The sequence below is a fragment of the Pedobacter gandavensis genome, assembly GCF_032677645.1.
Classification (GTDB): Bacteria; Bacteroidota; Bacteroidia; order Sphingobacteriales; family Sphingobacteriaceae; genus Pedobacter; species Pedobacter gandavensis_A.
The window spans coordinates 120,571-135,525 of sequence record NZ_JAVTSB010000005.1; the positions used below are offsets into that span (position 1 = coordinate 120,571).

Here is a 14,955-nt window from a genome sequence, read left to right on the forward strand (position 1 = left end):
TTAATAAAACTATTTGTTCACATCCATCAGGAAACAAAATTTAATCATAGTTTCTTTTCTCCATATAATGTGTAAATTTGAATACACAATCTGAAACCAACAATCATGAATACCGCTAAATGGGTCGCAGCCCTATCTTTTGCTGCAACAGCATACTTAACACCACAAATTACCATTGCCCAGGATTCTTTATTTATTATCCCAAAACCAAGAATACAAATCGCTAAAACCGGATATTATATATATACAAGGAATACAGAAGTTTTAGCCAGTGCCGGTTTTAAGGATGCGGCAGCATTACTTAAGGAACATCCTTACCTGAAATTTGATCAGGTAAAAACACTTAAAAACGCGAAAAATCTACCTAAAAAGGGCCTGATGCTGGTCATGGCTGCCAAAGAAGATACCCTTGCACAAAATGCCTACCGCCTGGAAATCACAACAGACAGAATTGTGATTACAGCACATCAGCCGCAGGCAATATTGCATGGCATTTCTACATTACGTCAAATCGCTTATACCAGAAAAGATACCAAATCACTACCGGCAGTATGGATCGAAGATCAACCGGCTTTTGCTTACCGTGGTTTGATGCTGGATGTATCCCGCCACTTTTTACCCCTTACTTTCCTTAAAAAATACATTGATCTATTATCTTTATATAAGCTGAATACCTTCCACTGGCACCTGACTGATGGTGCAGGATGGCGCTTAGAAATTAAAAAATACCCGGAACTGACTCAATTTGCAGCATGGAGAACTGATGCCAACTGGAAAAACTGGTGGAACAATGGCCGTAAATATGCGGAAATGGGAAGCCCTGCTGCTTTCGGTGGGTTTTATACCGCTGAACAGGCCAAAGAACTCATCAGCTATGCCGCCAAAAGAGGCATAACTGTGATCCCTGAAATTGAAATGCCTGCACATAGTGAAGAAGTCCTGGCGGCCTACCCTAACTTATCCTGTTATGGCCTGCCTTATAAAAATTCGGAATTCTGCATCGGCAATGAAGACACCTTTACCTTTCTTCAAAACGTGCTGGACGAAGTATTAGCCATTTTCCCTTCCAAATATATTCATATCGGTGGCGATGAAGCCGATAAAACCGCCTGGAAACAATGCCCGAAATGTCAGCAGGTAATTAAAGACCATGACCTGAAGGATGAGCATGGTTTACAAAGTTATGCGATCAAAAGAATGGAAGCTTACTTAACCAGTAAAGGCCGGAAATTGATTGGCTGGGATGAGATTTTAGAAGGTGGACTGGCGCCAGATGCAACTGTCATGAGCTGGCGGGGCGAAAATGGAGGTATCGAAGCGGCTAATGCAGGGCATGATGTAATCATGACACCCGGTTCTCATCTTTACCTGGATTCTTATCAAACGAATCCAATCGGACAGCCGGAAGCCATTGGCGGTTACCTTCCCTTAAAAAAAGTATACAGCTACCAGCCCGTTCCTGCGGAAATTGATCCTGCAAAGAAAAAACACGTCTTAGGCGTTCAGGCCAATCTCTTTGCGGAATATATGCCTACCTCCAATCAGGTAGATTATATGGCTTTCCCGAGAGCAATTGCCCTTTCAGAAGTTGCCTGGACTCCCCAAACCCTAAAAAACTGGAACGATTTCCAATCCCGCCTACAAAAGCATTACCGCTTATTGCAGCAATTTAATGTAAATTATTATCCGCCATCCAACAACCTGAGCATACTTTCTAATTTTGACATGGCCAGCAAAGTGGCACAGGTCACCATCAATTCGGAGCAATTTGAGCCAGAAATCAGGTATACCCTGGATGGAAGTACGCCAACAATTAACTCCTCTTTATATAAAGCTGGAATTTCCTTAACGCAAAGCGGAACAGTGAAAGCCGTAATTTTCAAAGATCAGGTACCTGCAGGAAAAATCCAGGAGCTGGAAATAGACCTGCATAAAGCAATCGGTAAAAAAGTTACCTATCATAAAAAGTACAGCAGCAATTACCCGGCACAAAAGGAATTAACCCTGGTAAACGGACAAACCGGCGACCTAACTTATGGCGACGGACAATGGCAAGGAATCCTTGGCGACCTTGATATCACGATTGATCTGGAAAACCCAGAGGCATTGCAACAACTAAAAATGAGGTATATGCAGTTAACCGGTCCGGGAGTTTATATGCCGGCTTATGTTAAAGTGGCACTTTCTACTGATGGAATTAATTTCAAAATGCTGCCGCAGGTAGACAACGATGTACCGGATACCGACGCATCTTTAAGGTTTAAAACCTTCGTTTTTGACCTTAAAGGAAATACCGCCAGATACCTGAGGATTACGGCTAAAAATGATAAAAAAGGGTTTATGTTTACAGATGAGGTCGTCGTTTACTAAGGCTATCGCATCTTTTTAGGTGATGCCGGTCATTTTTCAGACCATTGTTATTTTGCTAATTTGCAATAAGAATAAAGACATGAATGTAGGAATTATCGGTCTGGGCGATATGGGGAAAATGTATGCCAAAGGCTTTGCCAAGGCTGGATACACCGTTTATGGCTCAGATCTCCCGGCAAGACGGGCACAACTGGAAGAAGAATTAAGCCCTTTGGGCATTTCCATCCTTGACGATGGGAAGGAAGTTTCGCGAATTTGCGATGTGATTTTTTATGCCGTAGAATCTGAACGCATTGAAGAAGTGCTGGAACGTTACGGCAGTTCTACCAAATATGGCGCCATTGTAGGCGGACAAACCTCTGTGAAGCACCCTGAAATTATGGCTTTTGAAAAACACCTGCCAAAGGATGTCCACATCATCACCTGTCACTCGCTTCATGGTCCGGGCTTTGATCCTGCAGGGCAAAAAATGATCGTGATCCCGCATAGAACCAATACCGAAGCTTATCAGCGCATGACTGATTTACTCTCCTGCTTAGGCTCTGAAATGGTCGAAATGAAAGATTATAAAGACCACGACCGCATTGTTGCCGACACACAGGCTGCCACACATGTAGGCTTTGAAAGTATGGGCACGGCCTGGGCATCTGCCGGTTTCTTCCCCTGGGAAAACGCTTCTTACCTGGGTGGGATCGACAATGTTAAAATCCTGACCACTTTGAGGATTTTTAGTTACAAAGCACATATTTACGCTGGTCTGGCCATATTAAATCCTTTTGCCCGTCAACAGGTGAAACGTTACGCACAATCGGAATCTGAGCTCTTCAAAATGATGATCATGGAAGAAGAGCAGGCGTTTAGAGCCCGACTTTACAAAGTAAGGGATTTTGTTTTCCATGAAAGCAGGAAGCCTTTACTACTAGACGATCAGATTATGCAGGAATTTTCACTGTCGGCCAGCCCGGGTGTTAGAAAAGCAAATTCTCACCTGAGTTTATTGAGCATGGCGGATTCCTGGTACCATTTACAAACCAATCCTTACGACAACCTGATTTGTCAGACGCCTCCCTTCCGCTTGCGTTTAGGGATTGTAGAATACCTGTTTCGCAACGAAGAGCTCCTGGAAGAATCCATCACAGCGGCTTTGTTCGATAAAAGTATCCGTGCTGATGATCTGGAGTTTCATTCTGCTGTAAGGGAATGGACTTCCATTATTGGTTATGGGGATATGGAGGGCTACAAACAACATTTCGATCAGACTAAACTATTCTTTAAAGACCGGTTGGAACATGGCCGCGAACAGAGTTCGGCAATGATCAAAAGGTTATCAGACCAGACCTACCTGCCTTAATTTATTTTGCACAAGTAAATGATCAGGTCTTCAATAGAAATGATTTTCAACTGGTGTTTTGCTGCAATCTTAATTAAATCGGGTAAACGGGCCATTTCACCATCCTCATTCAGAATTTCTACCAATACCCCGGCAGGTGCCATTCCTGCCAAACGCGCCAGGTCTACAGTAGCTTCGGTATGACCTGGTCTGACCAATACCCCTCCTTCATGTGCACGTAATGGAAAGATATGCCCGGGTTTCCCAAGGTCAACACCCTTAGTTTCCGGATGAATTAAAGAACGGATCGTTTTGGAACGGTCGGAAGCAGAAATCCCGGTGCTACAGCCGCTACCCAGTAAATCTACAGAAACGGTGAAACTCGTTTCATAAGCCGCAGTATTCTGCTGTACCATTTGATGGAGTTGAAGTTCTTCGCAACGCGCGGCAGTTAGCGGTGCACAAACCAGTCCTCTGCCATGAGTGATCATAAAGTTAATGACCTCCGGACTTGCAGCCTCGGCGGTGGTAATAAAATCACCTTCATTTTCCCTGCTTTCATCGTCTACCACAATAATGACTTTACCATTTTTTAAAGCTTCAATTGCCTCAGGGATGGTGTTTAGTTTAATTTGCATGCTCTCTTATTCCTTATATTGCCAGGCAGCAAAGTTATCTGGAATCGGTTTTTGATTTTAGGATAAAGCAGGGCATTATTGGTACTTTATGCGAAAATTAAGTATTCATTTTACGGAAGTCCGCCGGACTTAGCCCCTCCTGCTTTTTAAACTGTCTGGAGAAATAGGAGAAATCGGCAAACCCAAGCTCGGCAGCGATTTGTCCTACCGTTAAATGACCATGAATCAGCATTCTTTTCGCTTCCAGCAACAGCCTTTCCCTAATGGTCTCTCCCGCTGTTTTTCCGGTAACCGCTTTCAGTACTTCATTGAGCTGTGCAGGCGTGATGAACAGGGTTTCTGCAAAAAAAGAAAGCCTCGTTTCTTGTTTATAGTGGATTTCCAGCAGCTTTTTAAACTTCTTAACGGTCATCACCCGGAGATTGTCTTTTCGGGAAACCGGGGCTTCTACCACCATTCTTTTCACCTGAAAGAGAAATGCCAGCAGCAAATGCCTGATGATATCTACCGAGCGATCCGTTCTGCCGACTTCTGCATGCAGTACATTTAAAGAGGCCATAAGTGCCTCCCGTTCTTTTACAGGCAAGGTTACCGCAGGGTTCTCATAAGTATTCTCCATGAAGGACAATTGAGCCGGCATATCCGGAGGGCTATCTCCGAGCGCCAGGAACTCCGCGGTAAACATGATGCTATATCCACTTAAATCTTCCGCTTTCTGTAATTCATGGATTTGTCCGGGGGCAATAAAAAACATAGCATCCAGCGACAATTCAAAAGAATGCTGGTCTATACTATGTCTGGAGGGTCCTTTTTCTAACCATAAAATCTCATAGAAATGATGTTTATGGGGCCATACCATATTTAATGGCCGGCCAATATGCTCAAATCTATCAAGAATAAACTGTCCTGGAATCGCGCAGGAAGAACGGAAATCGTCCAGCTGATAGCTCACAATCATAGCTATAGTATGTTAATATTTAAAGGCAGTCCAATGAATCAATTTCCCTTTAAAATCGTCCTTAAAGTAAGCGTACAAAGCTTCAGCATCCTGAAAACCATCATTTACTGCAAATTGATGAAGTTCTGCTGCTGGTAAAAAGCGACCATCAATGCTCAGCTGAACCGGCTTATTTTCTGTTTTACTGATCGCAATGGTTTGGATATGCTGACAAGCTAAAACAGGTGCAAACTGAAATTCTTCCGGGGTATCAATATCAATCACCATGGAAATTTCCATCCCGGAATGCCATAAGTTGCCCGCATCTTTACGGATGGTATGTATTTTAGGTTCCAGAAATTCAGTATACTGATCGCCATCCCAACTCCGGTTAAATTTCTCCAAATGACGCTGTAAATACTGGTAATAGTCCTTTTCCAAATGATCTGAAAGGTTCGTTAATCCCTTCCAGATCTTTTCAATAAAGTAATTTGGTTGATCCTGAATGACCGTTCCGAATGATAATTTCATTAAAATATAATTGATCTGTTAGCACCAAAGGTAGTAAGATATTTTACGAAGCTCGCTAAAGGGGGCCTAAAGCTATAAATGAGCAGGGTTCTTTTAGCTGATTACGCCAATCAGACTACCCTAACCCACTAAGTGCTAATAGTTTTTAAAAACCAAACCCTGTATATTTTGTTACCTAATTACATTTAAATCCTATATCATGAAAAAATTATGCTTAACAATTAGTCTAAGTATCGGCCTGCTTTATGGAGCCTCTGCGCAGATACAGAAAGGGAATGTGATGATGGGTGCCAACATTTCCGACATTCAGTTTGGGCTCGATAAGCCAAACATCTTCAGTTTAAACATCAATCCAAAAGCCGCCTGGTTTATACAGGATGGTTTGGCACTGGGTGGTGATGTTAATTTTGGCCTGGCCACAGCAAAAGGTGCAGGAACCAGTCTTTCTTATGGCATTGGTGCTTTAGGAAGGTTTTACAGTAATTCTGGCGCTAATGAGGTGCTTAAAAACTCCAGATTTTTTGGAGAGGCTACTTTAGGGATCAACGGAATTAATCCGGCAGGTTCAGGTGGTTCTACCAATGGTCTTGGATTTAGTTTCGGCCCTGGTTATACCTACTTCGTTACCCGCTCTATCGGTTTAGAAGCTTTATTAAAATACAATGGAATCGTGGGTTTTGGAAGTAGTGCCTATAGCCACACCCTGAGTGTTGGTGTTGGTTTCCAAATTTACCTTCCTGGTAAAAGCACAGCTAAAAAAGTGGAGAGAGATATGAATTAAACACTACTTTTCTTAATTATTTAATACCATAAAAGGTTGTATCATCGATAACAAGATGGTCAACCTTTTTTTGTACCTGCTACCCTGCTACTTTATTACCTCGGGAATAGCACCCAAATAACTGCAACGCGGTAACCTACCTTGGGATGAAGCGTTACTATTGTGAGTTCACCAGGAGTTTTTCTGCAGATCTTCTAGGGCCTTGCTGGGCAAAACTGCCTGTAAACGCTGCAATATCCCTGTATCATGTTAGCATAGATTTACCCATAACATAAGTCACATCCTCAGGAGTTCTTAGGATCGGCTACTTTTTATGATTATTGATGGCTTATGACAAAATATAGACTGCTTTAACCGCTTTCTGCTGAAGGATCTGATTATATCCCCCACAAACTGTGGAATAACGCAACACTATAATTACAGCACGAAAACACTAAAACCCTGTTTTTCAGAGCAATGCCAAAAACACTCGTTTACGGCATCATTATTAAACATACCCTAAACGTAATTAATTAGAATATTAACTGAAACACAAGAGATATGAAAAAGATCATTTTATCAGCAGCATTTTTAGCTTTCGCAGGATTAACAGCAGCAAACGCAACAGAAGTAAAATCACCTTTAGCTATTACAGTTAAGCAAGACAGTACCACTAAAGTTCCTGTAGAATTGGCTGACCTGCCAGAGCCGGTTAAAGCAACCCTACAGACAGAACCTGTAAAACAGTGGACACCAACTGCAGTATTTTTAGTAACGAATGCAGACAAAACTACTTATTATCACATCGATATCAAAAAAGGTGATGAAACTGCTGCCGTGAAATTAGGTGCAGATGGTAAACCAGTAAAACAATAATAACCGGATGGTACTTCATCATACCATCTGTTTGAATAATAATTGAAGCAATATTTTTACAAGAAAGAGCCGGAGCAATCCGGTTTTTTCTTGTCTTTATATTTTCAACCCGCTGTGGAACTTCCCTTATTTCCTCAGGCTATCCCCTTTTATGATATATTTGAAGATCCAGCAAGAAAAAAAGCTAAAATATGCATGATTTTTTAATTTCATTCCAACTATTCAGCCCTGCAGAAATCGATGAAGTCGTTGGGATGATGAAACCTAAAAAGCTACAAAAAGGAGATTTCTTTATAGCCGAAGGAAAAACCTGCAAAGAAGTCGCTTTTCTAAACAGGGGCATCCTGAGAACATTTTTTCGCGCTGAAACGGGAGTAGAAACGACCTATTGTATTAATTTTCCTGGCGTATTGACAACAGCTTACTCCTCTTTTATTACCGGCAATCCAACCATAGAAAATATACAGGCCTTAGTTCCTGTTGAATTACTGGTGATTCAAAAAACTGATATAGACCATTTATCCAATACCAATCCCAACTGGAGCAAGTTTTTAAAAATCATTGCTGAGCAGCAATATCTGGAGCTGGAAAAACGCGTATTTCAATTTCAACAAGAAAAAGCAAAAAAGCGATACCTGGACCTGCTGGAAAACCAACCGGTTTATGTACAGCAAATTCCGCTGCAATACCTGGCTTCCTATTTAGGAATTACGCCCAGGCACCTCAGTAGATTAAGAAATGAGCTTTCTTTTTAGACATTTGTCCTGAAACAGCATCCCTGCTGCTCCTACTTTTGTGGCATACCATCTTACACAAGTAGAAAATGACCAGAATACTGATTATAAACGGACATCCCAACCCCGATAGTTTCAACCATGCACTTGCAGCAGCTTACTTGTCTGGCGCAATAAAAACAGGCGCACAAATCAGCCAGATCAATATTGCAGCCTTACAGTTTAACCCCAATCTGACTTATGGCTATACCAAAAGAATGGAATTAGAGCCCGATCTCCTCGACAGTTTAGCAAAGATTAAAGCGGCAGATCACCTCGTCTGGATCCATCCCGTTTGGTGGGGAGGCATGCCCGCCATCATGAAAGGATTTATCGACCGTTTGTTTCTTCCCGGACTCACTTACCAATACCGGGAAAATTCCATTTTATGGGATAAGCTCTTAAAAGGTAAAACGGCGAGAATCATTACCACCATGGATCAGCCTGCCTGGTATTATCGTTTCATTTATGGAAACCCGAGCATCCGGCAATTGAAAAAAAGCACGCTGGAATTTTGCGGAGTAAAGCCTGTAAAGCTAAGTACCATCGGAATTGTGAAGACAGCCAGCCTAAAACAGCGACAACAATGGCTGAATAAAGTCCATCTTCTGGGCCAGCAACAGAAATAATCCGCTAAGATTCATTTCAAACCGCTTCATTAAGCCACAAAGTGTGGAGCTTCTCTACAGCTAAAATACATCTGATTTTCACAAATAACTGTAAATCAAGCTGATGCCAAAAACATTTCCTTCTGGCATCATTATGAACCATAGTCTAATCAGAATTAACTAGAATATTTAACAGAAACACAATAGATATGAAAAAGATCATTTTATCAGCAGCATTTTTAGCTTTCGCAGGAATTTCAGCAGTAAACGCATCAGAAGTAAAAAACACAGTAGCTATTACCGTTAAACAAGATAGCACTACAAAAGTTCCTGTAGAATTGAAAGATTTACCTGAAGCAGTAACTACGACATTACAATCAGAGCCGGTTAAAGCATGGACGCCAACAGCAGCATTCCTGGTAACTAACGCCGACAAAACAACATATTACCTGGTAGAGGTTAAGAAAGACGCAGAAACTGCGGCTATCAAAATCGGAGCTGATGGTAAAGTAATTCAATAATCTGAATTAAAAAAATTAGTGTATGTTTAAAAAGGGCTGGGAGAAATTCCGGCCCTTTTACTGTAATTGCGTAAATCTATCCTATAAATTGTAGCTTTACCTCAAAATCATTATGGCGGCAGCATTACCACAATTGACCACAGGAAAGTATTTGTTTTTTGGAAAACCACACCAACAGGAAAGCCAGAATGTCCTGGTTGTAGGATTTATTGGCAGCGCCTTAAGAATTACGAACAACGAATCGGGCCTCCATGCTGCCATTCAGGAATTCGACATCAGTCCCCTGCTCTCCAAAACATCTACCCATATTCTGGAAGAAAAATCTATTGAAGCCCATAAATTATACACCTGGCCAGCCAATCTTGGCGACCCAAAAGCCTGGGCATCCAGTAAACAATTATTTTTTGAACAACACTTAATGAATCAGCCAATAGCCGTTCTCAAAGTTCAGGAAGAACAGCAAATTACCTGGAAATTTATAACTGATACTGAGTTCCGTGCCTCAGCAGAAGAGGCTCAGGCGGTTAGCCTACTTTCCGGTATTTCTACGATTTTATAGCTTTTCTGAGTTTGACAGAAATGTTAAACTAATGCCATTTAACGGTTATAGGAATGCCATAACGCCATATTAGATGTTTAAACTCTTTGTTTATAGCTTAGTTTTGTGGAAATAGCAGAATTTTCGATGAACAAATTTATACTAACGGGGCTTCTTTTAAGCGTTGGTTTGCTGAGTTGTAATCAATTTGAATATAGCCCAAACCAGATTTTCGATAGAAATTCCCCCAAAGATGTTAATGCAACCAATCTGAGCCGACTTGGCGATGGCAAAAATGACAATGTCGTTCGTTTCGTATTAACCGGAGACCCCCAACGATCACGTGATGAGACCATTACTCTTGTAGAGAAAGTAAATTCATTGCCTGAGGTTGATTTTGTACTTATTGCAGGTGATTTCACCGAATTTGGAGTATTAAAGGAAATGGAATGGATCAGCAGAGCTTTAAAAAAACTGAATGTCCCTTATATGGGTGTTATTGGTAACCATGACCTGACCAATCGCGGCAGGGAAGTTTTCGAAAGAATGTTTGGTGCCTTAAACTATTCCTTCATTTATGGCGGAACTAAATTTATCTGTCATGATACCAATAGCAGAGAATACGCTTTCAATGGTCAGGTGCCTAATATCCCCTGGTTAAAAACGGAGCTACAGCCACAAGATGGGGTTAGCAATTATGTGGCCGTTTCACATGTACCCACCAATTCACCAGACTTTGACCCAAAATTAATTAAAGATTATACGGGTGCTTTTTCAGAAACACCGGGCTTCCTGGCTTCATTACATGCCCATACGCATGTTTATGACCTTTATTTTCCTGACGATTCCGGAATCCCTTATATCATCACCAGTGCCATTGGCAATCAAGAGTTTTTATTAGTTGAAATCATTAATCATAAAATAAGTTTTGAACGGATATCATTTTAAACGCGTATATATATTATTAGCAGTGCTTTTCCTGTTTTCCGGAACAGTATCCGCCCAAAAATTGAATTTTCTAGTTCCTGATAATGCCATTGTCCAGTTTGCCGGAAGCATCGGTTATTTCAGTGTAGGTGCCGGCTATGATCTTTTTAAAAATAAAAAGGGAATACTGGATTTCAATTATGGTTATGTTCCGGCAAATAAAGGGGGTGAACTTCATATTGTGACCGCAAAATTTGCCTATAAGTTTTATGAGATTAAGCTGAAAGACTGGGGAAAAATCTATCCTTTTAATCCGGGATTCTTTGCGAGCTATACTTTTCACCCTGAGCTTTCTTTCGGTTTCGACAAAGAGCTTTATCCGGATAATTACTATTACTGGTCTGAAGCCTTAAGGCCTAATCTTTCGATTGGTAGTGAGATTGAATTCGACATGAAAAAGATCTGGAAAGATTCCGGTGTTAAAGCCATCAGCTTATACTCGGAGTTCAATACCAATGATTATTATATTATTAATTACTTCCAAAATACTTCTTCTCTAAACCTTACCGATGTATTTCAACTGGGGATAGGGATGCGTGTTAAGTTTTAACAGTATCCATTATGGATGTTTCAGTAATGAATTTTCTTTATTTTTAGCTTTTTTAAAAATTGGCTAAACATTTTAGAGGCTTTTATTGTATTACTATTATTAGGTTAATATTTTAAGGTACTGTACTAACATACAGCCTAAATTAACCTTTAATAAAACAACATTAAAAATTTACCCTACTCTAAAAAACGTTTACCATGAAAAAACAACTATTAGTATTACTCGTAGCAGCAGGAATGCTGTCGGCTTGCTCACCCTACAATTACTATGCCGTTGGTAGTAAGCCTGTTGGAACCGACTTCAAAACCTACGCCTGGCTTCCTCCTGAAGATGCACAGACCAATAACATTTACAACAACGATATCGTTACCGATAGAATTGTTCAAACTACAGAAACGGAACTGGCTAAAAAGGGTTTAACACTGGATAATAAAAATCCAGATCTTTTGATTCGGTACTCTGCGATTGTAAACAATAGTATGAAGATTTATGATGAACCAATGTATTATAATCAACCTCCGATGTTAAGTCCAAGGGTAGCTTATTATAAAGGTAAAGCAAGATTCTTCTATGTTTATGATAACCCATTCCCGGTATATGTAGGTAGTAGAGAACGTAAAATGCCTATTAAAGAAGGGAATATCATGATCGACATCATCGAACGCAGTAGTTCCAAAGTAATCTGGAGAGGTTGGGCCGAAGGTGAGTTGACAGATCCACAAAAAGCAATCAATGAAATACCTAAAGTAGTAGAATCTATCTTCAAACAACTGCCTTAGTTTATTCCAAACGATAAATAAAAACAGAAGCCTCCATTGGGGGCTTTTTGTTTTTTATCAAAATAATGTATCGGATTTTAAAAATTTGTCTATATTATCCTTTACCTACATATAAAAACAATTTTAACTAATGAGAAACATTCTGAGAATCCTTATTTTTGGAGATCCAGCTAATGATATTAACTTAATAACCAGCACCTTAGATCATTCAGAACTTACGTATAAACAGCTAAATGTAACTACTATAGCTGATTTTGATTTCAGCTTAAAAAACTTTGCTCCACATGTAGTACTTGCATTTTGTGGGGGTAAAAACTCCATCGGTCATCAAGCCTTATATTTGCTACAGCACATTGATTCTCAACTGCCTTTTATCTGTATCAGCAAACCGGAATATGAGGAAGAAGCCCTTGAATTGTTATCTGCAGGTGCTAGCGACTATCTTTTCGAAGACCGTCTACGTAGGTTACCAAAAGCTATTTTACAAGCCATAAACAGCCCTGATTTAAGCCATCAGTCGCAAAAATTTAGTTTGCTTCAGGAAATCCCTTTGGCTATTGCCGTCCTCATGGGAAAGCAACATATCTTTACTTTTGTCAATACTTATTTTCAAAATAATATTGGAAATAAACTGATTATAAACCAGACTTTAAAAGACCTCTATCAGGGTACTGAGCTTAGTTTTCTGCAGGAAAAGGCAGACCAGGTGTATGAAACCGGAAAAACCTATACGGTGAAGGAAGTAAGTGTTACCCTGTCAGAAGGGCCTTATTTTAATTTTACCATTCAGGCTATACGTGATTCGGAAGGAATTATCGAAGGCCTGCTCCTCTCCGGACTGGAAGTAACGGAGCAAATGCAATACAGAAAAGAAAAAGAACAGGTAAGTTATGAAATTGAAAAACTGCTGGATGCGGTAAATGAAGGTTTTTACCTGAAGGATATCCGGAACAACCGGTACCTGAAATTATCGGCGGGTTGTTCCAGGATTTACGGCTATAATTTAGCAGAATTTCATGAGAACCCTGATTTATGGTACGATGTAATCCACCCCGAAGACCGCCATATTGCAGAACGGGATGGCGTGCTGCTGGGAAAAGGTGCGCAAACAAATAGTCAATACCGGATTATAGGTAAAGACAAAAGTATCCGCTGGATTGAAATAAAAGCGGTCCCACATTTTTTAAACGGCGAAATTCATACTGTAGATGGTGTCATCAGTGACATTACCCAATGGAAAGAAACGGAAGAGCAGATCAAACAGGCAGAAGCCGTCCTTTCGGAAGCACAGAAAATGGCACTGATAGGCAACTGGAATTTCGACCTCGTCAAACAGACGCTCAGCTGGTCTGACGGACTGAAGGAAATCTATTGGGCAGATGAGACACTGGTTCCTGTGAATGAGTATTTTGACCAATTGATTCATCCGGAAGACAAACTCCGCGTTGAATATGAAGTTGATAAATTGATCCGCCTTGGAAAGAATATGAAAACCAGCTTCCGAATTATGAACAAGGAAGGAGAAGTGAAAATATTGCAAGGTGAAAATCGGATAGAATTTAATGCGGAAGGGGTCACTACCCGCCTCTATGGTACATTGCAGGATGTGACAGCGATCAAAGCAACAGAGCATACCCTTAAAAAATCAGAAGCAAATCTGCGCACGCTACTAGACCATACCGATGCCGCCTATATACTCGTTGATCAGCAGCTGAATATCATTTCTTATAGTCAGATGGCAAAAGAAATTGCAGAATTCAGAGGACATTATAACGAACTGGAAGGAAATAGCATTTTCGATTATTTTGCTAAAAATAAACGGGCAAGACTTCAAAAGATCATTGATGATGTGATCATTGGAAAAAACATTTCCTATGAAACGAATGTCATTGAGAAAGATGGTACAGAAAAGTGGTTTGCTTTAAAGTGGATTGGGGTCAATGACGATGAAAATCAATATTGGGGTTTCATCCTGTCCATCAAAGACATCACCGAACAAAAAAACATTGCCAAAGCACAGAATGAGACCACTTCCGAGCTGATCCGCAGAAATAAAGACCTGGAGCAGTTTACTTATGTGGTTTCACATAACTTGCGTGCACCGGTAGCCAACATTATGGGACTTAGCGATTTACTGAGCGACATGGATGATCCGGCTACTGCTACCGAACTGATGTACGGACTGCGCACGTCCATTAAAAACCTGGATACCGTGATCAAAGATCTGAACTACGTGCTGACCGTTAAAAAAGACGCGCCCGACCGTATGAAAGAACTGGTAGAAATACAAACGCTGGTAGATGAGATCAAGGGTAGTATCAATAATTTGATCGTCAGTGAAAACATGACTTTTGAATATCAGCTGGAAGAAGAAAAGATTTATACCGTGCGTGGCTACCTATATAGCATCTTTTACAACCTGATTCTAAACAGTATCAAATACCGACAGCCAGATATTTCCCCAAGGATGATCCTGAAAACTTACCTGACCGGAAAGAATTTGAATATTATATTTGAAGACAACGGAAAAGGTATTGATCTGAAAAAATATGGAAGTCAGCTGTTTGGCCTTTACAAGCGTTTTGATGTAGATATTGAAGGCAAAGGAATGGGCCTCTTCATGGTAAAAACACAGGTAGAAGACCTGGGAGGCACCATTCAGGTTAGCAGTGAACCGGGAAAAGGGAGTATATTCCATATCCTTCTCCCGATAAATGACCCACCTACAATCCTCACCTTGAGGTAGATAAACCAGGG

The 14,955-nt window shown here is 40.7% G+C and carries 14 protein-coding genes and 1 pseudogene; 12 read left to right on the forward strand and 3 right to left on the reverse strand.

Features of this window, described 5'->3' with window-relative positions; translation table 11 throughout:
* Nucleotides 1–105 precede the first annotated feature (105 nt).
* Nucleotides 106–2,370 carry a family 20 glycosylhydrolase gene (locus R2Q66_RS09945; RefSeq protein ID WP_316748391.1) on the forward strand — a complete coding sequence of 755 codons (2,265 nt, stop codon included), beginning with the start codon at nucleotides 106–108 and terminating at the stop codon, nucleotides 2,368–2,370.
* A gap of 79 nt (nucleotides 2,371–2,449) precedes the next feature.
* Nucleotides 2,450–3,721 carry a prephenate dehydrogenase gene (locus R2Q66_RS09950; protein WP_316748393.1) on the forward strand — a complete coding sequence of 424 codons (1,272 nt, stop codon included), beginning with the start codon at nucleotides 2,450–2,452 and terminating at the stop codon, nucleotides 3,719–3,721.
* 14 nt (nucleotides 3,722–3,735) lie between these two features.
* Here R2Q66_RS09950 and ribB read toward each other — a convergent pair.
* The 3 genes and pseudogenes from ribB to R2Q66_RS09965 all read right to left on the reverse strand — a co-directional run.
* Nucleotides 3,736–4,338: pseudogene (ribB, locus tag R2Q66_RS09955) on the reverse strand (3,4-dihydroxy-2-butanone-4-phosphate synthase); the annotation flags it as partial.
* A gap of 97 nt (nucleotides 4,339–4,435) precedes the next feature.
* Nucleotides 4,436–5,296 carry a helix-turn-helix transcriptional regulator gene (locus R2Q66_RS09960; RefSeq protein ID WP_316748395.1) on the reverse strand — a complete coding sequence of 287 codons (861 nt, stop codon included), beginning with the start codon at nucleotides 5,294–5,296 and terminating at the stop codon, nucleotides 4,436–4,438.
* Nucleotides 5,297–5,308: 12 nt separating this feature from the next.
* On the reverse strand, nucleotides 5,309–5,806 hold the full coding sequence (locus R2Q66_RS09965) for a hypothetical protein (protein ID WP_316748398.1): 498 nt from the start codon (nucleotides 5,804–5,806) through the stop codon (nucleotides 5,309–5,311).
* A 199-nt stretch (nucleotides 5,807–6,005) separates the two neighbouring features.
* On the opposite strand from R2Q66_RS09965, the gene R2Q66_RS09970 reads away from it, so the two are divergent.
* From R2Q66_RS09970 to R2Q66_RS10015, 10 genes are all read left to right on the forward strand, one after another.
* The gene (locus tag R2Q66_RS09970) at nucleotides 6,006–6,587 is read left to right on the forward strand and encodes a hypothetical protein (protein ID WP_316748399.1); all 582 of its coding nucleotides are present in this window, start codon (nucleotides 6,006–6,008) and stop codon (nucleotides 6,585–6,587) included.
* A 540-nt stretch (nucleotides 6,588–7,127) separates the two neighbouring features.
* On the forward strand, nucleotides 7,128–7,442 hold the full coding sequence (locus tag R2Q66_RS09975; RefSeq protein WP_316748401.1) for a hypothetical protein: 315 nt from the start codon (nucleotides 7,128–7,130) through the stop codon (nucleotides 7,440–7,442).
* A 191-nt stretch (nucleotides 7,443–7,633) separates the two neighbouring features.
* On the forward strand, nucleotides 7,634–8,197 hold the full coding sequence (locus R2Q66_RS09980; protein WP_316748402.1) for a Crp/Fnr family transcriptional regulator: 564 nt from the start codon (nucleotides 7,634–7,636) through the stop codon (nucleotides 8,195–8,197).
* Between the two features lie 68 nt (nucleotides 8,198–8,265).
* The gene (locus tag R2Q66_RS09985; protein WP_316748404.1) at nucleotides 8,266–8,844 is read left to right on the forward strand and encodes an NAD(P)H-dependent oxidoreductase; all 579 of its coding nucleotides are present in this window, start codon (nucleotides 8,266–8,268) and stop codon (nucleotides 8,842–8,844) included.
* Between the two features lie 188 nt (nucleotides 8,845–9,032).
* On the forward strand, nucleotides 9,033–9,344 hold the full coding sequence (locus R2Q66_RS09990) for a hypothetical protein (RefSeq protein WP_265843941.1): 312 nt from the start codon (nucleotides 9,033–9,035) through the stop codon (nucleotides 9,342–9,344).
* Nucleotides 9,345–9,456: 112 nt separating this feature from the next.
* Nucleotides 9,457–9,903, forward strand: coding sequence for a hypothetical protein (locus tag R2Q66_RS09995; RefSeq protein WP_316748409.1), 447 nt, complete (start codon nucleotides 9,457–9,459; stop codon nucleotides 9,901–9,903).
* Between the two features lie 126 nt (nucleotides 9,904–10,029).
* Nucleotides 10,030–10,830 (forward strand): metallophosphoesterase, encoded by an 801-nt coding sequence (locus R2Q66_RS10000; protein ID WP_316748411.1) that lies wholly within the window; start codon nucleotides 10,030–10,032, stop codon nucleotides 10,828–10,830.
* Nucleotides 10,811–11,419 (forward strand): hypothetical protein, encoded by a 609-nt coding sequence (locus R2Q66_RS10005; RefSeq protein ID WP_316748413.1) that lies wholly within the window; start codon nucleotides 10,811–10,813, stop codon nucleotides 11,417–11,419. Before R2Q66_RS10000 ends, R2Q66_RS10005 begins: the two co-directional genes overlap by 20 nt.
* 197 nt (nucleotides 11,420–11,616) lie before the next feature.
* Nucleotides 11,617–12,198, forward strand: coding sequence for a DUF4136 domain-containing protein (locus R2Q66_RS10010; RefSeq protein WP_316748416.1), 582 nt, complete (start codon nucleotides 11,617–11,619; stop codon nucleotides 12,196–12,198).
* A gap of 130 nt (nucleotides 12,199–12,328) precedes the next feature.
* On the forward strand, nucleotides 12,329–14,944 hold the full coding sequence (locus R2Q66_RS10015; protein ID WP_316748418.1) for a PAS domain-containing protein: 2,616 nt from the start codon (nucleotides 12,329–12,331) through the stop codon (nucleotides 14,942–14,944).
* Nucleotides 14,945–14,955: the final 11 nt, after the last annotated feature.

Excerpts from the sequence above, each read along its gene's own strand:
- R2Q66_RS09970 (WP_316748399.1), top strand. The coding sequence starts at position 6,006 with ATGAAAAAATTATGCTTAACAATTAGTCTAAGTATCGGCCTGCTTTAT.
- R2Q66_RS09995 (WP_316748409.1), top strand. The coding sequence starts at position 9,457 with ATGGCGGCAGCATTACCACAATTGACCACAGGAAAGTATTTGTTTTTT.
- R2Q66_RS09950 (WP_316748393.1), top strand. The coding sequence starts at position 2,450 with ATGAATGTAGGAATTATCGGTCTGGGCGATATGGGGAAAATGTATGCC.
- R2Q66_RS09975 (WP_316748401.1), top strand. The coding sequence starts at position 7,128 with ATGAAAAAGATCATTTTATCAGCAGCATTTTTAGCTTTCGCAGGATTA.
- R2Q66_RS09980 (WP_316748402.1), top strand. The coding sequence starts at position 7,634 with ATGCATGATTTTTTAATTTCATTCCAACTATTCAGCCCTGCAGAAATC.
- R2Q66_RS09945 (WP_316748391.1), top strand. The coding sequence starts at position 106 with ATGAATACCGCTAAATGGGTCGCAGCCCTATCTTTTGCTGCAACAGCA.
- R2Q66_RS10000 (WP_316748411.1), top strand. The coding sequence starts at position 10,030 with ATGAACAAATTTATACTAACGGGGCTTCTTTTAAGCGTTGGTTTGCTG.
- R2Q66_RS09985 (WP_316748404.1), top strand. The coding sequence starts at position 8,266 with ATGACCAGAATACTGATTATAAACGGACATCCCAACCCCGATAGTTTC.
- R2Q66_RS09960 (WP_316748395.1), bottom strand. The coding sequence starts at position 5,296 with ATGATTGTGAGCTATCAGCTGGACGATTTCCGTTCTTCCTGCGCGATT.
- R2Q66_RS10015 (WP_316748418.1), top strand. The coding sequence starts at position 12,329 with ATGAGAAACATTCTGAGAATCCTTATTTTTGGAGATCCAGCTAATGAT.
- R2Q66_RS10010 (WP_316748416.1), top strand. The coding sequence starts at position 11,617 with ATGAAAAAACAACTATTAGTATTACTCGTAGCAGCAGGAATGCTGTCG.
- R2Q66_RS09990 (WP_265843941.1), top strand. The coding sequence starts at position 9,033 with ATGAAAAAGATCATTTTATCAGCAGCATTTTTAGCTTTCGCAGGAATT.
- R2Q66_RS09965 (WP_316748398.1), bottom strand. The coding sequence starts at position 5,806 with ATGAAATTATCATTCGGAACGGTCATTCAGGATCAACCAAATTACTTT.